Origin of the sequence: Thermobrachium celere DSM 8682 (assembly GCF_000430995.1) — a bacterium.
GTDB classification, from domain to species: Bacteria; Bacillota; Clostridia; order Clostridiales; family Caloramatoraceae; genus Thermobrachium; species Thermobrachium celere.
This window is the reverse complement of the sequence record NZ_HF952018.1, coordinates 1,122,367-1,146,268: the sequence shown is the minus strand read 5'-3', so window position 1 is coordinate 1,146,268 and position 23,902 is coordinate 1,122,367. Positions and strand designations below refer to the sequence as shown.

The window sequence follows — 23,902 nt, the reverse complement described above, 5'->3', positions numbered from 1 at the left end:
CTCCTTTATTTAAAATACAGTTTTATTTGCTTCAAAATTGTTTGTTCTTAATTCATTTAGTAATTTTTCTTCAATGCTATAGGATTTATCGCATATATCACAAAATTCACATGTGTATTCACAACTTTCGGATACATTACAGGGATACTCCTTCTCTGTAATTATTTGATTTATTGTATCATTTAAAAAGTCTGATATAAGGTTTATATGTTGAGGTTCTATTTTTATTTGAACCTTTTTGTTGTGGGTAAGGTAATAAAAACTTATATAGTTTGGGACTATATTAAAATTATTTTTAAAAAGCTCTATATAGCATGCAATTTGAGGGTCTAAAACAAAATCACCTTCATATTCGATTGTGTTACCTGTTTTATAGTCAATAACTTCTATCTCATTATTTAAAGTAACAATAGCTCTATCAATTTTCCCAAAAAGAATTATGTTGTTGTTTCGATATTCCTTTAATGTGTTTTCGATGAGTAAATTTTTACTTGCCATATCTTGAGGATTATTAAAATATTCTTCAAGCATTTTAAGTCCCTTTAATCCAAATTCTCTTTCTTCATCTGTATTTTCATATCCCTTCCTAATCCAGTTTTTTCTTAACAGATTTTGTAGTATTTGTAGTGTTTTAAATTCTTGATTTTGAATTGAATTAAAATCTGCAATAGCCTTATGCATACTTTGACCAAAGGAAATATATTTGCTTTCTAATTTTAAATTATTGTTGATTTTTTCGATGTATTTGAACTTATACCTCCTTTTACAAGTTTTAAAAGTATTTATGCTGGATGCACTTAGATAAATTTTATTTTCCAAAATCTCACCTCCAAAATTTTCTTGGTATTATGGTGTGTAGATTAAGGAAAAATTATTCATTGCAGTAGATATTTCACACAGATGAATACAATAAAAATATATTTCATTAATTAAATTTGTGTTAAAATATTTTTGTGAAGAAAATATTTTTTGATATAGATGGAGGTTGAAGCAATGGCAAAGCTTACTTTACAGGAATTAGAGTCAATTCTATGGCAGTGTGCAGATATATTAAGGGGAGAGCTTTCTGCTCCTGAATATAAAGATTACATATTTGGTATGCTTTTTTTAAAAAGAATAAATGACGAATTTCAAGAGGAGAGAGAAAAATTAAGAAATGAATTTAAAGAGCAAGGAATACCTGATGAAGAAATAGAGGTACTTTTAGAGGATTCAACCCTATATGAATCCTTCTTTGTTCCAGAAGAGGCAAGGTGGGAAAAGCTAAGAGATTTAAACTTGAATATAGGACCAGAACTTGACAAGGCATTTAAGGCAATTGAAGACTGTCCTAAAAATTCAGAGCTTGTTGGAGTGCTTACAACAGCAAATTATAACGATAAAGAGAGAGTTCCAGATAAAAAACTTTCACAGCTTATACTTAAATTTGATAGCGTAAACCTTGCAAATTCAAACCTTGAGTCAGAAGATGTATTAGGGGATGCATATCAATATCTTATAAAGGAATTTGCAGATGAAAGTGGTAAAAAGGGTGGAGAATTCTATACACCTGCTGAAGTTGTAAAGGTTATGGTTAATATTGTAAAGCCAAAGGAAGGAGACAGGATATACGACCCTACCTGTGGTAGTGGAGGTATGCTAATTCAATCCATTCAATATATAAAGGAACATGGGGGAAATCCTAAGAATGTTTCTTTATTTGGGCAGGAAATAAACCTCTCAACTTGGGCTATTTGTAAAATGAATATGCTATTCCATGGTGCAAAAGGGGCAGATATACAAAAGGGAGATACAATAAGAAATCCAATGCATACAGAGGCAGGACACTTAAAAACATTTGATAAGATACTTGCAAACCCACCATTTAGTTTAAAGAACTGGGGATATGAAGAAGCACAAAATGATAAATATGATAGATTCCATTATGGTATACCACCAAAGTCCTATGGTGATTTAGCATTTGTTTCTCATATGGTGGCAAGTTTAAATGACCAAGGAATTATGGCAACAGTTGTACCACATGGAGTTTTATTTAGAAGTGGTGCAGAACAGAAGATAAGACAGGGATTTATTGATGATGATTTAATCGAAGCAGTAATAGGACTTCCAGCTAATATATTTTATGGAACAGGTATTCCTGCTGCAATACTTGTTATAAATAAGAACAAACCAAAGGAAAGAGAAAACAAAGTTTTATTTATAGATGCAAGTCAAGGATTTGTAAAGGATGGCAATAAAAATAAACTAAGGGATGAGGATATACAAAGGATAGTAGAAACCTTTGATAGATTTGAGGATGTTGAAAAATATGCTTCTGTTGTAGAAAAGCAAGATATAATAGACAATGACTACAACCTAAACATAAGCCGATATGTTGACACAACAGAGGAAGAGGAAGAAGTAGATATAGATAATGTTTTAAAGGAAATAAAGGAACTAAAAGCAAAGATGAAAGATACAGAAAGTAAATTAAATGAATACCTAAAGGAACTTGGATTTGAAGAAATATAAGGCAGGTGAGACAGGTGAAGAAGGCAAGAGAAGGATATAAGATGACGGAGCTTGGAGAGATACCAAAGGAGTGGGAAGTAGTAAATGTTGGTGATGTTTTAAAAGTTAGACATGGGAAAAGTCAACAAGACGTTGTAGATGAAAATGGTGCTATACCGATATTAGGAACTGGGGGACAGATTGGATGGGCAAATAAATATTTATATGATAAACCTTCTGTTTTAATTGGAAGGAAGGGAACCATAAATAAACCACAATATATTGAAAGACCTTTTTGGACTATAGATACTTTGTTTTATACAGAAATTACAAACAGAGCATTTCCTAAATATGTATTTTATTATTTTCAAACAATAAACTGGTATATGTATAATGAAGCGACTGGTGTGCCAAGCTTAAGTGCATCTACTATAGAAAGTATAAAAATTCCTATCCCACCACAACCAGAACAACAAAAAATAGCCGACATACTTTCAACAGTAGATGAACAAATTGAAAATGTTGATAAGCTTATAGAAAAAACAAAAGAGCTCAAAAAAGGGTTAATGCAAAGGCTTTTAACAAAGGGAATAGGGCATAAGGAATTTAAAAAGACAGAGGTAGGGGTTATACCTAAGGATTGGGATGTGAAGAAGTTAGGGGATGTGTGTGAGATTATAATGGGACAATCGCCAGATTCCGATAGTTATAATGAAGAAAGAATTGGATTGCCATTTTATCAAGGTAAAACAGAATTTGGACTTATTTATCCAATACCACAAAAATGGTGTAGTAAACCAATAAAAATTTCTGAACCAAGAGACATTCTAATTTCAGTTAGAGCTCCAGTAGGAGAGGTTAATATAAATAATACAAGAGCTTGCATAGGAAGAGGATTAGCTGCACTAAGATGTAATGAGGAACTTAACTTTATGTATGTATTTTATTTATTAAAAATATATAGTGTTTATTTAAAAAGAATATCTCAAGGAAGTACATTTGATGCGATAAATAGTAATGATTTAAGGAATTTAGATATTCCTGTTACAAATATTAAAGAACAACAAAAAATTGCCGACATTCTATCATCAGTAGACGACCAGCTTGAAGAATATCAAGCAAAGAAAGAAAAACTTGAAATACTTAAAAAAGGGCTTATGCAAAAGCTTTTAACAGGAAAAATTAGGGTTAAAGTATAAGTTATTTAAGAGGTGTTGTCAATGAGTATCCCAACTTTTGAAGAAATAATGTTACCCTTATTAAAATATATTTCAGATGGTAAAATACATGATAATAAAGAAACTGAAATAGCACTTGCAAAAATTTTTGGTTTAACTGATGAAGAAATTAATAGAACTTATCAAGGTCAAAATGCAAAAAAGATATTCTATGATAGAATAAATTGGGCAAAGAGTTATTTGTTCTATGCTGGGTTATTAAACATACCTAAAAGAGGGCAATTTCAAATTACCGAAAAAGGACAAAATTTGTTAAAAGAAAATATACAAAGTTTAAATACAAAATATTTATTACGATATGATGAATTTAAAGAGTTTTATAATAAAAACAGAAAAATATCGAAGAAAGAAAATAAAGAAGATGAACAAGAGGTAATTGATTCAAAAACTCCCTACGAGAGAATGGATGAAGCATACAAAGAAATGAGAGAATTGTTAGCTCGAGAACTTTTACAGAAATTATTAGAAGTCCCATTTGATAAATTTGAAGAGATAGTTTTAGACTTACTAATCAACATGGGATATGGTGGGTCTAAGCAAGAAGCCAAAAAAGTAACTCAAAAGACAGCGGATGAAGGAATAGATGGAATAATAAACGAAGATAGATTAGGATTAGATAGGATATATGTTCAAGCAAAACGTTGGAAAGATACAGTAGTAGGAAGACCTGAAATACAAAAATTTGTTGGTGCATTAGTAGGGCAAGGAGCAAAAAAAGGCATTTTTATTACTACGTCAACTTTTTCCAAAGAAGCTTATTCATATATTCAAAAAAGTAATGAAATGAAAATTGTTTTAATTGATGGAATAATGTTAACTCAATATATGATAGATTTTAATGTAGGAGTTTCTGTTCAACAAAATTACGAAATTAAAAGAATAGACACTGATTATTTTGATGAATAGCAACAATAGGGAGGGGGTTAAATGTCCTATTTAGGTAATGAAGAAAGCCTGGTTGAAATGCCTGCCATAAGGTATTTAAAAGATAAATTGGGCTATGAATTTATTGATGGGGATAAATTAACTCCATTTGATGGAGAAAGGGAATCTTTTAAAGATGTAATTTTAGTAAATAGGCTAAAAAAGGCATTAAAAAGATTAAACCCATGGATAGATGAAAACAATCTAAACAAGGTAGTAAGAAGGATAACAAATGCAGACCTTTTAGGAGCATCATTATTAGAGATTAATGAAAAGATATATACTTACATAGTTGAATTAAACTTTGCTGTAGAACAGGATTTAGATGGAAGTGGTAAAAAGAAATTTCATACAGTCCACTTTATTGACTTTGAAAATCCAGAAAACAATGATTTTCTTGTAACAAGGCAGTTTGAGGTACAAACCCTATCAGGAGGGAAAATAATTCCTGATATTGTTGTATTTATAAATGGTATGCCCATTGTTGTAATAGAATGTAAATCACCATTTTTAGAAAAAAGTAGCAATGAAAATATAGGGAAAAAAGAAGCCTATGAACAATTAAGAAGATATATGAACGAAAGGGATTCATCCATTGGGGAAGGAAATCCAAGACTATTTTATACAAACTTTTTTACAATTATTTTAAACAAGTATCATGGATATATAGGAACAATAAGCTCAAAATATGACCACTATCTTGAATGGAAGGACCCTTATCCTTTTGAAAAGAGCGAAATTGAAGATGTAGAAAATTTTGGACAAAATATATTACTTCAAGGAGTTTTAGAAAAGAAAAATTTACTTGATTTAATGAGAAACTTTGTATTATTTGAAACAGATAGTGGAGTAACTATAAAGAAGGTGTGTAGATACCAGCAGTTTAGGGCTGTTAATAAGGCAGTTGATAGAATAATAAATGGAAGGGACAAACTTCAAAAGGGTGGAGTTATATGGCATACCCAGGGTTCAGGAAAGTCTCTAACTATGGTGTTTTTAGCAAGGAAGATAAGAAGAATTGAAAAGCTAAAGGATTCAACAATAGTTGTTGTAACTGATAGAATAGATTTAGATAAGCAGATTTACAATACATTTGTAAGGGCACTATCAAAAACAACAACACCAGTTAGAGCAGAGACAATTTCACAGATGAAGGAGCTACTTTCAAAGGCACAGCCCCAAATTATAATGACAACAATACAAAAGTTTGAAAATGAGACAGAGGAAAGAGAAGTTATTGTAGGTGGTGTAAAAACCACAAAGAAATTCATAAAGGAATATGATATTTTAACAAATAAATCAAATGTAATTGTTCTTGCAGATGAAGCACACAGAAGCCATTATAAAGATACAGCAGCAAATTTAAGAAGGGCACTACCTAATGCAGTATTTATAGGCTTTACAGGAACACCAATAGATAAAGAAGATAAATCAACCAAAAGAACATTTGGAGGATATATTGATAAATACTCAATTCAACAGGCTGTTGATGATGGTGCAACTGTAAAGATTGTTTATGAGGGAAGAAAGGAAGAACTTCAAATAAAGGGAGACAGCCTTGAGGATATATTTTGTGAAACCTTTGAGGATAAAACAGATGAAGAAAAGGAAGCAATAAAACAAAAATATGCAAACAAAAGAACAATAATTGAAGCAGAATCAAGAATTGAGGACATAGCAAAGGATATATTAACTCATTATAAAGAAAATGTACTTCCAAATGGATTTAAGGCACAGATTGTATGTATTAGTAGAGAAGCCTGTGTAAAATATTATAATGCACTAAACAAGCATATGAAGGATATTTTGGGAGAAGGTTTTGAAGCAAAGGTAATCTTCTCAGGAAGTCAAAATGACCCTCCACACCTAAAGGAACATTTTACAACAATAAAGCAGCAGGAGGAGATTATAAATAGGTTTAAGAAGCCTGTTGAAAAGGATAAACTATGCTTTATAATTGTAAAGGATATGCTATTAACTGGTTTTGATGCACCAATTGAGCAGGTTATGTATTTGGATAGACCTTTAAAGGAACATAACCTTCTTCAAGCAATTGCAAGGGTTAATAGAACCAGCGTAAGGGAAGTAGAAAAAGAGATTGAAAATGGCAAAATAGAAAAAGTGACAATAACAAAGCAGTGTGGTTATGTAGTTGACTACTATGGTATAACAAACTTCTTAGAAGAAGCCCTTGCTATATTTGAAAAAGAAGATATCGGAACACCTATGTATTCAATGGATGAAATATATAAGCAAATGCTAACTGTAAGAGAAGCAGCAATGAGAATGTTTAAGGGAATAGATAAAAACAATCTTGATGAGCTTGTTAATGTATTAAAGATGGAGGATAAAAGGGCGGAGTTTGAGATAGCCTATAAAAAGTTTTCATCCTATGTTGAGGTACTACTTCCACTTCATGTAGGAAAAGATATATTAAACGATTTAAAATGGCTTTCATATATAAGGGCAGCCTGCAAGGCCAAATATTCACCAGAGAAAAACTTAGATATATCAGACTGTGGAGAAAAGGTTAGAAAAATTATAGAAGAGCATTTAGTTTCAAAGGGAGTAGTTCAGTGGATAAAACCCATAACTTTATTTGAAGAGGATTTTAAAACAAAGATAGAAACTTTAAATTCAGATGAGGCAAAGGCTTCTGCAATGGAACATGCTGCAAAACATGTGATTAGTATTAAAATGGACGAAAACCCAGTTTATTATACAAGCCTTCTTGAAAAGCTACAAAAGATATTAGATGAAACAGAAAACAGTTGGATTGAGAGAAAGAAAAAGTTAGAGGAGTTTATTGAAAGGGAAGTTAAAAAAGGCCTTGAGAGTGAAGCTGAAAAACTCGGATTTAATAAAAAGCAGTATGCTTTATATCAAACAATTAAAAAGATTGTTTTAGATGAGGATATAGATGTAGTAAAAGAGGAAACAGCTGTTTATATAGCTTCAGATACAGATGATTTAGTAAAAACAATAACAAAAGAGATTGATGAAATATTATTGGATACTCCAATTGATTGGGTAACAAATCCTACAAAAACAAATGATGTTCAGAGAAGTATAAGAATGCATCTAATAAAGAGATATTTTAAAACTTTAGGAAAAGACAAAATAGATAAACTAACAGTAGAACTTTTAAACTTAGCAAAGGTCCATTATGCCACAAAGGAATAGAGGGATTATATGAAGCTGAAATTTCAGTATGGAACACGAACAATAGAGTTTAATTTAGATTACAGAAGACGAAAAACAGTTGAAATATCAGTTGAACCACCAGATGTTATAAATGTTATAGCACCAGATGGAATAAAGGAAGAAGATGTTTTAGAAGTAGTCAAAAAGAAGGCAAATTGGATTGTACAGAAGTTATTTTTATTAAATAGCGTTGAAACAACACCAATAAAAAGGGAGTATGTTAATGGAGAATCCTTTATGTATTTTGGTAGAAACTACTCCCTTCAAATTCTCATTGATGAAAATATAAAAAAGCCTGAAGTTAGGCTTTTTAGAGGTAAGTTTTATGTAACTGTAAATAAAAAAGATGATAGTGTAATAAAGAAGGCTATGGAAGAATGGTATAGGCAGAGGACTTTAGAAAAAGTTCAAGAAAGGCTAAAATACTACCAAAATTTCTTTAGTAAAAAACCAACTGCAATAAAGGTTAAGGAACAGAAAAAAAGATGGGCAAGCTGTACATCCAAGGATGAACTTTTATTTAACTGGAGATGTGCTATGGCAAGGGCAGATGCCTTTGACTATATTCTTGTACATGAAATGTGCCATCTTTATTATAAAAACCATTCCAAAGACTTTTGGAACTTACTTTCAAAGGTTATGCCAGATTACGAAAAGAGACGGGAATGGTTAAGGAAATATGGGGTAAGGATGGATTTGTAACGAAAAAAGTGGATTTAAGTTTGGATAAAAAAGAATTATAGGTTGAACAAATAATGTTTAAGTGTTATTTTCACAAAAGAAAAAGATAAAGGAGTGTATGTATTTTTCATGAAAAACATAAGTGTCTGGTGTGCAGACATTGGTTCAATTAAGGCTAATAAATTTGGTTGGTGCAAAAAAGATTTGTTAGAACAAAATGTAATTTTGGGGAAAGATATTAAACAATTTGCCTTAGGAATTGCAGATGACTTAACTAAAGGATATAAAGTGGCATTAGGGTTTGAATGTCCACTTTTTATTCCAATATCAGAAAATCCATTGAATTTGACAAGTGCAAGAAATGGAGAAAAAAATAGAGCGTGGAGTGCATCAGCTGGTAGCCAAGTCTTATCTATTGGATTAGCTGAAATGGTTTGGATTTTTAAAAATATTAAAGAAAATTGTAAAAATGAAATAAAGATAACATTTGATTGGAATAGATTTATAAACGAAGATATAAACTTGTTTATATGGGAAGCCTTTGTGTCAGGTCAATCAAAGACTTCTTTACATGAAAATGATGCACAAAAGGCTTTAGATAAATTTTGTTATCTATGTTTATCTAAAAAAATAGAAGAAACAGCAGACATTACAGCGGAAAATCCATTCAATTTAGCTGCTTGTGCGTTAATGAGAGCAAATATTAGCAAAGAGATAAATTTACTTTCTGAAAACTGCTTAGTTGTAAAGGTATAATATAACTATAAATAATTTTTGCATTTTAAATAAAGTTCCAATTGAAATCTTATTGAATCTGTTATTGATTCAATAAGATTTTTATTTTGCTTATATTCCTCAAAAACATTAAGAAGAGAATTCAAAATTGCTGATAAATAGTCTTTGAATTCATTATTTTCAGCTGACGATATATTGCTTGGTAAGTAAATTTCAATTTTTTGGTTGTTATCTTTAAATTGATATGAAAAAGTTTTATTGTATATTATGCTAATAAACTCTTCTTCAGGTATTTCATTTAATTTTAACAAACAGGATAATACTTCCAGCTTAAACACATCGCTCTTACCATTCTCAATATTATTTACAAGTCCAACGCTTACGCCTAAAAGTTCAGCAAGCTTTTGGGTTGAGTATCCCTTTTCCTTTCTATATTTTCTAACCATTTTACCAAATTCCATTTGTAGTGTATCCATAATAATCCCCCTTTCAACTGTAATTATTGACAATGTTGGACGAGTTTATACTTGTCTACAAAAATTCATAGTAATGAAAAATACATAAAATTGAAAGTAGATGCTCAATATATAAGTAATACCAATAACTTTAGTTGAATAAAATGATAAGTGAATTAAGTTAAGGAGTTATTTGTGGGGGATAGGGTTGGTGAAAAAATCATTTTAAAGGAAGTATTTGCTACAAAGGAAGGTGAAGAGAGAAAAAAGAAACTAATGGAGCAGGTTATTAAACTAATTAAGAAGAGAGAAAGCAAAAACAGCAGATGAAGCTATCTGCTTAAAAATAAAGTAGGTAGTTATACTTCTTAGCCAGTGAGTAAGGTGAAGGAGGTATAGCTTGGAGGTTGTAGCTATATATGTAAGGCTAAGTGATGAAGATAGGGATAAAGCAAACAAGATGGATGAGAGTGAGAGCATACAAAATCAAAAGGATATGCTAATAAGATATGCCAATGAAAGAGGATGGAAGATATATAAGATTTATAGTGATGAGGATTATTCAGGTCTTGATAAGGATAGGCCAGAGTTTAATCAAATGATAAGAGATGCAGAACAGGGCAAATTTAATATAATCCTCTGTAAGCATCAATCAAGGTTTTCAAGGGATATGGAGCTTGTTGAGAAGTATCTTCACAATAAGTTTATTGAATGGAATATTAGGTTTGTAAGTGTGGTAGATGGGGTAGATACAAAGGATAAACATAATAAAAAAAGCAGGCAGGTTAATGCCCTTATTAATGAATGGTATTGTGAGGATATAAGTGAATCAATAAAGGCTGTATTTAGGGTAAAACAAAAATCAGGTAAATTCATAGGCTCTTTTCCCTGCTTTGGATACAAAAAAGATGAAAAGGATAAAAACAGACTTGTTATAGATGAAGAAGCTGCAAAGATTGTTAGAGACATATTTAATTGGTATTTAGATGGATATGGTACTCAAAAGATAGCAGATATGCTTAATGAAAAAAATATACCAAACCCAAGTAAGTATAAACTATTAAAGGGGATGAATGTAAACAACAGCTTTGTTAGTAAAAGTCGAGGTTATTGGAATAAGACAACGGTAAAAAGGATTTTAAAGAACAGAATGTATGTTGGAGATATGGTTCAACATGTCTATGAAAAGCTAAATTACAAATCAAAAAAGACAGTAAAGCTAAAGGAAAGCGACTGGATTATAGTAGAAAATACCCACGAGCCTATTATTGATAGGGAAACTTTTAATAAGGTTCAAAAAAGATTAAAAAGTAAGGTAAGAAGCTTAGGAACAGGTAAATCACATATTTTTGCAGGAAAGGTTAAATGTTTAGATTGTAAAAGTACAATGCAAAAGACAACTAATAATGCAAAGAGGTCGTATTTAAGGTGTAAACTTTATTGTATCTCTAAGGGAAAGCTTTGTACAAAACATACTATAAGGCTCGATAGACTTGAAAATATAGTAGCAGATAAGATTAAAGAACATTTTAGAATATTAAATGAAAATGAGATTGTTGAAGGGCTTAACGATATGACTTTTGATTTAGAGATTAAGAATTTAGAAAAGGAGCTAAGTAGGATAAACAATGATATTAAAACAAGGGATACTGCACTTAAGAATATATATCTTGATAAAACAAAGGGCATGATTACCGAAGAGCAGTTTTTAGAGTTTAATAAAGTCTTTTTAGATGAAAAAAATACACTTTTGGCAAGGAAACAATACATTGAGTCCCAAATAGAAAACTTAAGGCTTGCAGAGGAAAAGAAGAGTAAAATAGTAGAAAAAGTTAGGTCCTTTTTAAACTTTGATAGGTTAACTTACGATATGGTTAATGAGCTTATAGATTATATTGAAATAGGAGAAAAGGATAAAAGAACAAACGAACAAGAAATAATAATCCACTGGCTGTTTTAGTGTGTTTATGGGAAATTATCTCATGTTATTGACCCTAAATACCCAGGGGCAGTAGAAAGAATATTGAATTTTGGTGACTATTGGGATATTGATTTAATAAGAAAGTATAAAAAGCCAATTATTTATTATACAGATAAGATAAGTGAACAATATTCAATCTTTTTCTCGCTACTTAGGGAAGCTAAGGCAATTCATGATGAATGGGAGAAAGAATATCTAAAGGGAATGGATTTTAAAAAGGCAGATCAAATTACACAGGATATTATAGCTGGATTAAATTTACAACCTCTTGAGAGAAAGGGAGAAGAGGTTCATAGATTTGCAGGTGCTATGACACCTCAAGGACAACAGTGTTTTTATGAAAATTTAATTCAAGGACTTAAAAACAGAATAATTATAAAGGGGAGACCAGGAACTGGAAAATCAACTATGACTAAGAAGGTTGCAAAGGCAGCAATTGAAGCAGGTTTAGATGTTGAGTACTATCACTGTGCTTTTGATCCTTCAAGTATTGATATGATAATTATACCAGCACGTAGTTTTGCAATGCTTGATGGAACAGCACCACATGTTTATAATCCAAAAGATAATGATAAGGTTATAGATATGTTTGAATGTATAGATCAAAATATAGTAAAAGAAAATGAAGATCCTATTAAGACAATAGAAATTAGATATAGAGATAAAATAAATGAAGCAAAAGAAGTTTATTCACTTATTAAGAATTTACACGATGAACTTGAAAAATACTATATACAGGCTACAGATTTTAGTCAAGTAGATGCGTTAAGGAGAAGGTTAGTAGATTATTTTATAACTTTAAAATAATATAGAGAAACTAGAGGTGTTAATAGTGTGTGGAATAGTTGGTTGGGTTAATTTTAATGATGATATAAAGGATAAAATAAAAGAAATTGAAAGGATGACAAGAAGGCTTGCAAAAAGAGGACCAGATGAAGAAGGTTTTTATCAGAACAATAATGTTTTGTTTGGCCATAGAAGATTGGTAGTTGTGGATCCAGCAGGTGGACAGCAACCGATGATAAAAGAACATGAAGGAAATAGATATATATTAGTATATAATGGGGAACTATATAACACAGAGGAATTGAGAGATGAATTAAAAAGATTAGGATACACTTTTAATTCTTACTCTGATACAGAGGTTCTATTAACAGCTTATATTCATTATAAAGAAGATTGTATAAATCATTTAAATGGTATATTTGCTTTTGCAGTGTGGGATGAAAATAGAAATAGACTCTTTATGGCAAGAGATCATTTAGGTGTAAAGCCCCTCTTTTATATAAAACAAAATGATGAGATTATATTTGCATCAGAAATTAAAAGCATTCTTGCACATTCTAAAATTAGTGCGGTTATAGATAAAGATGGTATCGAAACGTTATTTGCATTAGGTCCCTCTAGACCACTTGGAGATGGAATTTTTAAGGGTATAAAGGAAGTACCACCAGCAAGTTTTATTATTTTTGAAAAAGGAAACTTTATATTAAAGGAATACTGGAAACCAAAGGCTTGTAAAAATAAACAGACATTAGATGAATGCGTAGAGAGTGTAAAAAATTTAGTTATAGATGCAATAAACAGACAACTCTCTGCTGATGTAAAGGTTTGCACATTTTTATCTGGAGGTTTAGATTCCAGTATAATTTCATATGTAGCTGCAAACTTTTTTAAACAAAAGGGTACTAATCTTGAAACATTTTCTATAGATTACGAAGAAAATGATAAGTATTTTGAAACAAATGAATATATACCAAATTATGATAAAGATTATATTGATTTAATGGTTAGAGAAATCGGAAGCTATCATAGAAATATAATTTTGTCTCAAGATGAGCTTGTAAACTATTTAGATGAGGCAGTTTTAGCAAATGATTTACCTGGTATGGCAGACATTGATTCATCTTTATATTTATTTTGCAGAGAAATTAGAAAGCATGCAACAGTTGCTCTATCTGGTGAATGTGCCGATGAAGTATTTGGAGGATATCCGTGGTATGTAAAGAGTGAGGATCTAAATTATGAAGGCTTCCCATGGCTAAAATCTGTTGACATAAGAAAATCTATTTTGAATAAGAATTTAAGATTTGATTTAGAAGGCAGGATAAAAAAATATTATGAGGATACAATCTCTCAAGTAGATTATCTTGATGAAGATGATATTTTAACAAGAAGAATGAGAGAGATGTTCTATTTAAACATTAAGTGGTTTATGATAACACTTCTAAATAGAAAAGACAGAATGAGTATGTCAAATAGTTTAGAGGTTAGGGTACCATTTGCAGACTATAGATTGGTAGAATATGCATATAACCTTCCACCTGAATATAAATTCTGTGATGGAAGAGAAAAAGGTATTTTAAGACGTGCACTTAAGGGCATCTTACCAGATGAAATAATTGATAGAAAGAAATCACCATACCCTAAAACTCACAATCCTAGATATACTGAACTTGTATGTAAGCGTATGATGGACATTTTATCAAATAAAAATGAACCTATACTGTATATTATAGATAGAGATTTTGTTGAGCAAACTGTCAATCAAGGTGCGAAAAATATAAATCATAACTGGTTTGGCCAGCTTATGAGTGGTCCTCAAACGTTGGCATATTTAATTCAAGTAAATACTTGGCTGAAAAAATATAATATAGATATAGATTTAAAATAGGGGATTATTCCCCTATTTTTGTGTATATTGAAATATATTAATATACCCCTAGACGTATTATAATTAAAGGTATATAATTAAATTGCGAACATATGTTCAGAGGTGAAATAGATGGGAGAATTTAAAATTGTATCAAATTTCAAACCAACAGGAGATCAACCACAGGCTATAGATAAGCTTGTTGAGGGTATAAAAAGAGGAGATAGGTGTCAAACTCTTTTAGGAGTAACAGGTTCTGGTAAAACCTTTACTATGGCAAACATAATAGAAAGGGTTCAAAAACCAACACTTGTTATTGCCCACAACAAAACTTTAGCAGCTCAGCTTTGTAGTGAGTTTAAAGAGTTTTTCCCAAACAATGCTGTAGAGTATTTTGTAAGTTACTACGATTATTATCAACCAGAGGCATATGTGCCTCAAACAGATACCTATATTGAAAAGGATGCGTCTATTAACGATGAAATTGATAAACTAAGGCACTCGGCAACATCAGCCCTATTAGAAAGAAGAGATGTAATCATTGTTGCAAGCGTATCATGTATATATGGTTTAGGGGATCCTAATGAGTATAGAGATCTTGTTGTATCTTTAAGAGTTGGGATGGAGAAAGATAGAGATGAAGTTATAAGAAGGCTTGTGGATATACAGTATCAAAGAAATGATATTAACTTTGTAAGAGGTACCTTTAGGGTTAGAGGAGATGTGCTTGAAATATTTCCAGCTTCCCAATCAGAAAAGGCAATAAGGGTTGAATTTTTTGGCGATGAGATAGATAGGATAACAGAGATAGATGTTTTAACTGGGGAAATTCTAGGTGAAAGAAAACATGTTTCTATATTTCCTGCTTCACACTATGCTGCATCAAGGGAAAAGATTGAAAAGGCAATAGCAGGGATAGAGAAGGAGTTAGATGAAAGATATAATGAATTGATGCAGCAGGATAGAGTTCTTGAGGCACAAAGGTTAAAGCAGAGAACGAATTATGATATAGAAATGCTGAGGGAAGTTGGATACTGTAATGGAATAGAAAACTACTCAAGACATTTTGATGGAAGGCAAAAAGGAGAACCGCCGTATACTTTATTAGACTATTTTCCAGATGATTTTTTAATTTTTATAGATGAGTCACATGTTACACTTCCTCAGCTTAGGGCAATGTATGCAGGTGATAAATCAAGGAAGGATAATTTAGTAGAGTATGGTTTTAGACTTCCATGTGCATATGATAATAGGCCACTTAAGTTTGAGGAGTTTGAAAAAAAGATAAACCAAGTTGTATTTGTAAGTGCAACGCCATCTCAATATGAAATAGAAAATTCAACACAAGTAGTAGAGCAAATTATAAGACCAACAGGCCTGCTTGATCCAGAGATTATTGTAAAACCAATTAAGGGGCAGATAGATGATTTAATAGGCGAAATTAAAGCAACAATTTCAAGAGGGTTTAGAGTTTTAGTAACAACTCTAACTAAAAAAATGGCGGAAGATTTAACAGATTACTTAAAGGATGTTGGTATAAAGGTTAGATATCTTCATTCTGATATTGATACTCTTGAGAGAATGAGGATAATTAGAGATTTAAGAAAAGGGGATTTTGATGTATTAGTTGGAATAAACCTTTTAAGGGAAGGACTAGATATCCCAGAAGTTGCGCTTGTTGCAATACTTGATGCAGATAAAGAAGGCTTCCTGCGTTCAGAAACATCATTAATACAGACTATAGGTAGAGCAGCAAGAAATGCAGAGAGTAAAGTTATAATGTATGCGGATAAGATTACAGATTCAATGAGAAGAGCAATTGATGAAACAAATAGAAGAAGAAGTATACAAATGGAGTATAATAAGAAACATGGAATAGTACCTAAGACAGTTGTTAAACCTGTACATGAAATTATAGAGGCGACTAAGGTGGCAGAAGATAAAGAAATTTATAAAACAGAAGATAAAGATCTATTGATTAAAACATTAGAAGAAATGATGCTTGAGGCAGCTAAAAATCTTGAATTTGAAAGGGCAGCAGAGCTTAGAGATAAAATATATAAACTTAAGGGCATATCATAATATATTTGGGTACATAATGTGGTAAAAACATTTACCACTATCTGTACCCTTATTATACTTTAAAAATTAAATTTATATTATAAAATATTTATTATCCATACTTTACATTTTCATAATTATAGTTTTAAATTAATCTATAAACTATACAAGAGGTGAAAAAATGGCAATAGATAAAATTATTATAAAAGGAGCTAGGGAACACAATTTAAAAAATATAGATGTTGAAATACCTAGAAATAAATTTGTTGTTTTAACAGGACTTTCAGGTTCTGGAAAGTCATCCCTTGCTTTTGATACAATATACGCAGAGGGACAAAGAAGATATGTAGAGTCTCTTTCAGCTTATGCAAGGCAGTTTTTGGGCCAGATGAATAAACCTGATGTTGATTATATAGAGGGGCTTTCTCCAGCAATATCAATTGATCAAAAAACAACTAGTAAAAACCCACGTTCTACAGTAGGAACTGTTACTGAAATATACGACTATTTAAGACTCTTATATGCAAGAATTGGAAGACCACACTGTCCAAAATGTGGTAGAGAAATAACAAAGATGAGTGTAGACCAAATATTAGAAAGAGTTTTGCAGCTTGAGGAGAGAACAAAGATACAGGTTTTATCTCCTGTTGTTAGAGGGAGAAAAGGAGAACATACAAAGCTGTTTGAAAAAATAAAGAAGGAAGGTTTTGTAAGGGTTAGAGTTGATGGAACAACTTATGATATAAACGATGATATAAAACTTGAAAAAAATAAAAAACATAACATAGAAGTAGTTGTAGATAGAATAGTGATAAAAGAAGGAATAAAGTCAAGGCTTTCAGACTCAATTGAAACTGCTCTAAAACTTTCTGAAGGACTTGTTATTATTGATGTTATAGATAAAGAAGAAATGTTATTTAGTGAGAATTTTGCATGCCCTGAGTGTAATATTAGTCTAGGTGAAATAACACCTAGGATGTTCTCCTTTAATAGCCCATATGGGAAGTGTGATGTTTGTGATGGATTAGGCTCACTTATGGAGATCAGTCCAAGTCTAGTAATAAAGGATATGGAGCTTTCAGTAAATGAAGGAGCAATTAAGCCATGGGGAGAGCTTAGGGATGATACGTGGACATATGCAATTTTAGATGGACTTTCTAGACATTATGGGTTTAGTTTAGACGAACCATTAAAGAATTTACCTGAAGATGTAATTAATATTCTGCTTTATGGAAACAATGGAGAAAAGTTTAAGGTAAGCTTTGAGAGAGAATATGGAAAAGGAGAGATGATGTATAGCTTTGAGGGTATAATTCCAAACCTTCATAGAAGATATAAGGAGACTAATTCTGAATATATTAGAAGTGAAATTGAATCCTATATGGAGTTTAAAACATGTCCAAAATGTAAAGGGGCTAGACTAAAAGAAGAGAGCCTTGCTGTTACAGTTGGAGGACTTTCAATTGATAAGTTCTGTGACATGTCAATAAAAAAGGAATTAGAATTCATAAATAATTTAGACTTAACAGAAAAAGAAGAAAAGATTGCAAGCCAGATACTTAAGGAGATTAAGTCAAGATTGACTTTTTTAATTAATGTTGGATTAGATTATTTAACTTTATCAAGAGCTGCATCAACTCTATCTGGAGGTGAATCTCAAAGAATTAGGCTTGCAACTCAAATTGGTTCAAGTCTTGTTGGTGTTTTATATATATTGGATGAGCCAAGTATTGGGCTACATCAGAGGGATAATGATAGGCTTCTTGCAACACTAAAGCATCTTAGAGATTTAGGTAACACACTTATTGTTGTAGAACATGATGAGGACACAATTAGAGCTGCAGATCACATTATTGATATTGGACCAGGTGCAGGTACCCACGGAGGAAGAATTGTAGCACAGGGAACGCCAGAGGAGATTGCAGAAAATGAAGAGTCAATTACTGGGCAATATTTATCTGGTAGAAAAAAGATTGAAGTTCCAAAAACAAGAAGACAGCCAAAAGGGTTTATTGAGGTCTTAGGTGCAAAAGAAAACAATTTAAAAAATATAAATGTTAAATTTCCACTTGGGGTATTTACTTGTGTAACAGGTGTTTCAGGTTCAGGAAAGAGTACCCTTGTAAATGAGATACTTTATAAAGGATCAGCAAAGAGGTTGTTAAATATAAAGGATACCCCAGGTAAACATGATGATATTTTAGGTCTTGATCAAATTGATAAAATAATAGATATTGACCAATCACCTATTGGAAGGACACCACGTTCTAATCCTGCAACTTACACAGGAGTATTTGACTACATTAGAGAAGTATTTGCACAAACGCCTGAAGCCAAAATGAGAGGATACAAGCCTGGAAGATTTAGCTTTAATGTAAAGGGTGGAAGATGTGAAGCTTGTTCAGGCGATGGTATTATAAAGATTGAAATGCAGTTTTTGTCTGATGTTTATATCCCTTGTGAAGTTTGTAAGGGCAAAAGATACAATAGTGAAACATTAGAAGTGAAGTATAAGGGCAAAAACATAGCTGAGGTTCTTGATATGACAGTTGAGGAGGCACTAGAATTTTTTGAGAACATACCAAGAATAAAGAATAAACTTCAAACTTTATACGATGTTGGTCTATCATATATTAAACTAGGTCAGCCTTCAACTCAGCTTTCAGGTGGTGAAGCACAGAGAATAAAACTTGCCTATGAGCTTTCTAAAAGAAGTACAGGAAGAACGTTATATATATTAGATGAGCCAACAACAGGACTTCATATTGAAGATGTAAGAAGACTTATTGAAATTATACAAAGACTAACTGATGCGGGAAATACAGTAATTGTAATTGAACACAATTTAGATGTTATTAAATGTGCAGATTATATTATTGATTTAGGACCAGAGGGTGGAGATTTAGGAGGAACTATTGTAGCAGAAGGAACGCCTGAAGATATTATTAAAGTAGAAAAATCATATACAGGAAGATATTTAAAGAAGTATTTATAAAGAGGAAGTTCTTCTTCCTCTTTATGTTTGGAGGGGATTTATGTGTGTAAGATAAAAAGACTTGTTTTAATTTTTTTGGCTTTTGGGGTTTTTGTTTATACGTTTCTTTTGGCTATCATAATTGGATTTGGTTTTGGAAGTAAGGAAAAAGAGGCTGATTGTGTTATTGTTTTAGGGTGCAGGGTGTATGGAAAATTTATGAGTCCATTTTTAAAGGAAAGAGTAGATGAAGGATTAAGACTTTTAAAAGAAGGAAAAGTAAATTATATAATTGTTTCTGGTGGAAAGGGACAAGGTGAGAGTATTGAGGAAGCAGAAGCTATGAAGGAGTATTTATTAACCAAAGGAATTGATAAAGAAAAAATTTTGATTGAAGCAAACTCCAAAAATACATATGAAAATTTAAAATATAGCAAACAAATTATGGAAAAGAAAAATTTAAAGTCAGCAGTTATTGTTTCAAACAAGTTTCATCTTTTTCGGTCAATGCTTGTTGCAAAGAAGCTAAATATAGATGCCTCATATAAAGGTGTTTTTGTTAAAAGTTATTTATGGGATGAAATTTATGGGCATTTAAGGGAACCCTTTGCTGTGATTAAATATTTGTTATATTTTATAAATTAATTATTATTTTGAGTTATATGAGGTGTATATAAATAATTAATTAAAATGAAAATATATGGTATAATATTAAAAAAATGAATATTGGGGTGTCTATATGGTTAAGTATATTTCTACTGCGTTAAAATTTATAATAATTGCAATAATATATGTCATTATATTTAGGATTATAAAGCTTATGTATATAGATTTGAAAAGAAAGGAAAAATTAAAAGATGATATGGAGTTGGCACTTGAGGTAATTGATGCTCCAGATAATATTAACGTTTCAAGAGGAAGTGTTTATCCTATAAGAGACAGTATTACCATAGGAAGAAAGGAAGATAATTCTATTGTAATAGAAGATGCTTACGTTTCAGGGTATCATGCAAAGTTTATATTAGAGGATGATATGTATATAAAGGATTTAGATAGTACAAATGGTACATATGTTAATGGTGAAAGGATTACAAGGCTTACTAAAATATCAGAGGGAGATCTAATAGAAATTGGTAGAGTTACATTTAAGGTAATATAGAGGTGTATAAATATGGAATTAGAAAAAAAGGTACTTCATGGCATTTACTTTGTAACGTTATTGTTATTTTTTAACTTAAGTTTTATTACAGGGAAAATTGATATAATTCCTTTGGTTTTTTGTTTATCTTCAATTGTATTGATTGCATATTCTAATTTCATTATAAGAAAATTTTATCCTAAAGGAGATAAATTTTTATTTCTGATTTCTACATTACTATGTCAAATTGGAATTGTTATGATTTATAGACTAGACACTAGAACTAAAAATTTTGAAATACCACGTTTTGCTTTAAAGCAGATGACTTGGTTTACAATAGGTATAGCATTATTTATGATTATACTTTTTATTACACCTAAAATGATACGTATATCAAGGTATAAATATATATATGCATCATTTTCATTAGCACTTCTAATGTCAACTCTATTTGTAGGAAGAGAAATAAAAGGATCAAAAAACTGGATTGTAATAGGTTCCTTTAGTTTTCAGCCATCTGAGATAGCAAAATTTTTTATAATATTATATTTAGCATCTGCACTATCTAAACAAATTACCAAAAGGGACTTAATTGAATCAGTAATATTTATGCTGTTATCAATAGGTTTTTTGGTTTTAGAAAAGGATTTAGGTGCAGCACTAATTTTTTTTGGAATATACCTTATAATGCTATATATAGCTACTTCAAATGCTAAATATGTCGGTTTAGGGCTTTTATTTTTCTTGTTTGGTGGATTTATTAGCTATTTCTTATTTAATCACGTAAGAATAAGGGTTCAAATATGGTTAGATCCTTGGAGATATAAGTTAGATAAAGGATATCAAATATGCCAGTCGTTATTTGCAATTGCTTCAGGTGGGTTGTTTGGAAAGGGTTTAGGATTAGGTTATCCATATTTAATTCCTCTTGCAATTAATGATTTTATTTTTTCAGCAATTGCTGAGGAATTTGGTTTAATTGGAGCCTCTGCAGTTATTATATTATATTTGTTACTTGTTTATAGAGGTTTAAGAACAGCTTTGTATTCAAGAGATTTATTTTCACAGTTAGTTGCTGTAGGTATATCAAGTATGCTAGCTTTTCAAGTTTTTGTTGTGATAGGTGGAGTTACAAAAATGATACCAATGACAGGAATAACGTTGCCTTTTGTTAGTTATGGCGGAAGTTCAATGCTTTTAAATTTTCTATCTTTAGGAGTATTGTATAAAATTTCTGAAGGGAGATAAAAATGAAGGAGAGAGAGGAAAATATAAAAAAGGTAATTATATTTTTTGTTCTGTGCTTTTTATCAATAATAACCTATTTAATTTATTTTAATCTTTTTACTGCAGAAAAGATAAAATATGATATTTCTAATCCTAGAGTTGTAGAAGAAGAAAAAAATATTATAAGAGGTACAATATTTGATAGATATGGTGAAAAGATAGCATATACGGACAAAAAGGGAAATAGGAAGTATCCATATGAAGAATCATTAGGTATTGTTAGTGGGTATTATAGTTTAAAGTATGGTAAAACAGGTGTAGAGGGATATTATAATAATATACTTTTAGGCAGAGAACAGATTTATGATGACATTAATGTTTTTCTTAACAATTTAAAATATGCAATTTTTAGTAGAAAGAAATATGGAGATAGTATTGTACTAACAATTGATGCAAAACTCCAAGATAGAATTTACAACAGATTTGGTAACGATAGAGGTGCGGCAGTATGTTTAAATGTAAAAACTGGTGAAATTTTAGCAATGGTATCTAAGCCTTCAGACAATCCTAATCTTATAGATAAAAACTTTGAGGATTATTCCAATGATAACATTGGTAAACCTTTTGTAAATAAGGCAATAGCAGAATATTATCCTCCAGGTTCTGTTTTTAAAATTGTAACCGCAGCTGCAGCTATAGAAAATATTAATGATATTGATAATTATACAAATGTATGCAATGGAAGTTTACAATTTGCTGATAAAAAACTAAGGGATTATAAAGGAGAAAAACATGGAAAAATAAATTTAAAAAATGCCTTTAAGGTTTCTTGTAACAATACATTTGCAAAAATCGGTTTAATGCTAGGTTACGATGTTTTGAAAAGGGAAGCAGAAAAATTTTTATTTAACTCTGACTTATATATAAAGGACAGATTTGTAAAAATACCTATTAAATCAGCAAGATATGACTTTAAAGAAAGAGATGAATTTTCAATTGCAATTAGTTCAATTGGACAACATGAAGTTAAGGCAAATCCTATGACTATGGCTCTTATGACCTGTGCAGTTGCTAATGGTGGAGTGGTTATGCAGCCATATATATTAGATTCTATAATTGATAACTATGGAAACTTGAAGTATAAAACAAAATCAGAAAAATTAGCTGAAGTATTAGATAAAGAAACAGCAGAAAAAATTAAGGAATATATGATTTTAACAGTTAATGAAGGAACAGCAAGTAAAATAAAAAATAGCAAAATTAAAATAGCTGCTAAGACGGGTACTGCTGAAAATTTAGAGGGTAAAGAGCCACATTCTTGGTTTGTTGCCTTTGCACCAGCTCAAAATCCTCAGATAGCTGTTGCAGTTATTGTGGAAAATGGTGGTGCAGGTTCAGGAAAGGCTTTAGATATAACAAAGGACTGTATATTACATTATTTTAACAGATAACAAAACACTTGTTCGGATACTCCTTTTGTAATATACTATACTTGAAATTATGTAAACAAAAGGAGCAAACAAATGACAGGTAAAACGCACTTAGGAATTGGAGTAATGTTTACAATAATATTATCAGAGTATTTTAATATGACATTAACAACAGGAGCATTGTTAGCATGTGCGTTAGCGTCAATTTTACCTGATATAGATCATCCAAAAAGTTTTATTAATCAATATATTCTTCCTTTTAAAAATAAAATAACTAAAACTACATTCTATTTTACTTTGGGAATTGTTATTTATTTTATAAATTCATTTTATTTTAATTTCACTTATTTTAATTTAATTTCTTTTTTTTCAGTTTTAATTGGATTATCAAATCATAGAAACGGATTAACCCATAGTATATTTGGTTTTTTATGTTTTGTATCATTATTTGGATATGCGGCTGTTGTGTATAAATTTCAAGAGTATATTATACCATTTTCAATTGGCTATATAATGCATCTAATTGCAGATATGTTTACAAATGGTGGAGTTCCTATTATGTATCCTTTTAAAAAGAAAAGATTTAAAATGCCATTTACATTTAAAGTAGGTTCTTGGATAGGAAATTTAATAGAATCGGCTGTTATTTTAACTTTTTTAATTTATGCAGCATGGAGATTGCCAATAATTTTAACAAAGTACAGGTAGGAG

The 23,902-nt window shown here is 30.8% G+C and carries 19 protein-coding genes; 17 read left to right on the top strand and 2 right to left on the bottom strand.

Going from position 1 to position 23,902, the window contains the following annotated elements:
- Window positions 1-9: 9 nt before the first annotated feature.
- A complete protein-coding gene (locus TCEL_RS06180) occupies window positions 10-819 on the bottom strand; it encodes a RecB family exonuclease (protein ID WP_018662239.1) in 810 nt (269 codons plus the stop codon).
- Between the two features lie 174 nt (window positions 820-993).
- On the opposite strand from TCEL_RS06180, the gene TCEL_RS06175 reads away from it, so the two are divergent.
- The 6 genes from TCEL_RS06175 to TCEL_RS06150 all read left to right on the top strand — a co-directional run bounded on the left by TCEL_RS06175 (window position 994) and on the right by TCEL_RS06150 (window position 9,293).
- Window positions 994-2,511: a type I restriction-modification system subunit M gene (locus TCEL_RS06175; protein ID WP_018662236.1), complete on the top strand. Its 1,518-nt coding sequence runs from the start codon at window positions 994-996 to the stop codon at window positions 2,509-2,511.
- A gap of 14 nt (window positions 2,512-2,525) precedes the next feature.
- Window positions 2,526-3,689, top strand: a complete 1,164-nt coding sequence (locus tag TCEL_RS12795) for a restriction endonuclease subunit S (protein ID WP_018662234.1) — start codon at window positions 2,526-2,528, stop codon at window positions 3,687-3,689.
- Between the two features lie 21 nt (window positions 3,690-3,710).
- Window positions 3,711-4,634, top strand: coding sequence for a restriction endonuclease (locus TCEL_RS06165; RefSeq protein ID WP_018662232.1), 924 nt, complete (start codon window positions 3,711-3,713; stop codon window positions 4,632-4,634).
- Window positions 4,635-4,655: 21 nt separating this feature from the next.
- Window positions 4,656-7,835, top strand: a complete 3,180-nt coding sequence (locus TCEL_RS06160; protein WP_018662231.1) for a type I restriction endonuclease subunit R — start codon at window positions 4,656-4,658, stop codon at window positions 7,833-7,835.
- 9 nt (window positions 7,836-7,844) lie between these two features.
- Window positions 7,845-8,558 carry a M48 family metallopeptidase gene (locus TCEL_RS06155; RefSeq protein ID WP_018662229.1) on the top strand — a complete coding sequence of 238 codons (714 nt, stop codon included), beginning with the start codon at window positions 7,845-7,847 and terminating at the stop codon, window positions 8,556-8,558.
- Between the two features lie 108 nt (window positions 8,559-8,666).
- Window positions 8,667-9,293 carry a hypothetical protein gene (locus tag TCEL_RS06150; protein WP_018662227.1) on the top strand — a complete coding sequence of 209 codons (627 nt, stop codon included), beginning with the start codon at window positions 8,667-8,669 and terminating at the stop codon, window positions 9,291-9,293.
- Between the two features lie 5 nt (window positions 9,294-9,298).
- On the opposite strand, the gene TCEL_RS06145 is transcribed toward TCEL_RS06150, so the two are convergent.
- Window positions 9,299-9,748, bottom strand: coding sequence for a helix-turn-helix domain-containing protein (locus TCEL_RS06145; protein ID WP_018662226.1), 450 nt, complete (start codon window positions 9,746-9,748; stop codon window positions 9,299-9,301).
- 174 nt (window positions 9,749-9,922) lie between these two features.
- Between TCEL_RS06145 and TCEL_RS14200 the strand changes: the two genes are divergently transcribed.
- The 11 genes from TCEL_RS14200 to TCEL_RS06095 all read left to right on the top strand — a co-directional run bounded on the left by TCEL_RS14200 (window position 9,923) and on the right by TCEL_RS06095 (window position 23,899).
- The gene (locus TCEL_RS14200; RefSeq protein ID WP_018662224.1) at window positions 9,923-10,057 is read left to right on the top strand and encodes a hypothetical protein; all 135 of its coding nucleotides are present in this window, start codon (window positions 9,923-9,925) and stop codon (window positions 10,055-10,057) included.
- A 70-nt stretch (window positions 10,058-10,127) separates the two neighbouring features.
- Window positions 10,128-11,687 (top strand): recombinase family protein, encoded by a 1,560-nt coding sequence (locus TCEL_RS06140; protein WP_018662221.1) that lies wholly within the window; start codon window positions 10,128-10,130, stop codon window positions 11,685-11,687.
- A gap of 63 nt (window positions 11,688-11,750) precedes the next feature.
- The gene (locus TCEL_RS06135) at window positions 11,751-12,515 is read left to right on the top strand and encodes a hypothetical protein (RefSeq protein ID WP_018662219.1); all 765 of its coding nucleotides are present in this window, start codon (window positions 11,751-11,753) and stop codon (window positions 12,513-12,515) included.
- Between the two features lie 25 nt (window positions 12,516-12,540).
- Window positions 12,541-14,382, top strand: a complete 1,842-nt coding sequence (asnB, locus tag TCEL_RS06130; protein WP_018662217.1) for an asparagine synthase (glutamine-hydrolyzing) — start codon at window positions 12,541-12,543, stop codon at window positions 14,380-14,382.
- Between the two features lie 111 nt (window positions 14,383-14,493).
- Window positions 14,494-16,443, top strand: a complete 1,950-nt coding sequence (uvrB, locus tag TCEL_RS06125) for an excinuclease ABC subunit UvrB (protein ID WP_018662215.1) — start codon at window positions 14,494-14,496, stop codon at window positions 16,441-16,443.
- Between the two features lie 160 nt (window positions 16,444-16,603).
- Window positions 16,604-19,417 carry an excinuclease ABC subunit UvrA gene (uvrA, locus tag TCEL_RS06120; protein WP_018662213.1) on the top strand — a complete coding sequence of 938 codons (2,814 nt, stop codon included), beginning with the start codon at window positions 16,604-16,606 and terminating at the stop codon, window positions 19,415-19,417.
- 42 nt (window positions 19,418-19,459) lie between these two features.
- Window positions 19,460-20,041, top strand: a complete 582-nt coding sequence (locus TCEL_RS06115; RefSeq protein WP_018662211.1) for a YdcF family protein — start codon at window positions 19,460-19,462, stop codon at window positions 20,039-20,041.
- A gap of 94 nt (window positions 20,042-20,135) precedes the next feature.
- Window positions 20,136-20,555, top strand: a complete 420-nt coding sequence (locus TCEL_RS06110) for an FHA domain-containing protein (protein ID WP_040683758.1) — start codon at window positions 20,136-20,138, stop codon at window positions 20,553-20,555.
- A 12-nt stretch (window positions 20,556-20,567) separates the two neighbouring features.
- Window positions 20,568-21,782, top strand: coding sequence for an FtsW/RodA/SpoVE family cell cycle protein (locus TCEL_RS06105; protein WP_040683757.1), 1,215 nt, complete (start codon window positions 20,568-20,570; stop codon window positions 21,780-21,782).
- Between the two features lie 2 nt (window positions 21,783-21,784).
- On the top strand, window positions 21,785-23,212 hold the full coding sequence (locus TCEL_RS06100; RefSeq protein ID WP_018662204.1) for a peptidoglycan D,D-transpeptidase FtsI family protein: 1,428 nt from the start codon (window positions 21,785-21,787) through the stop codon (window positions 23,210-23,212).
- A gap of 72 nt (window positions 23,213-23,284) precedes the next feature.
- Complete coding sequence (locus TCEL_RS06095) at window positions 23,285-23,899, top strand: metal-dependent hydrolase (protein WP_018662203.1); 615 nt, start codon at window positions 23,285-23,287, stop codon at window positions 23,897-23,899.
- Window positions 23,900-23,902 lie beyond the last annotated feature (3 nt).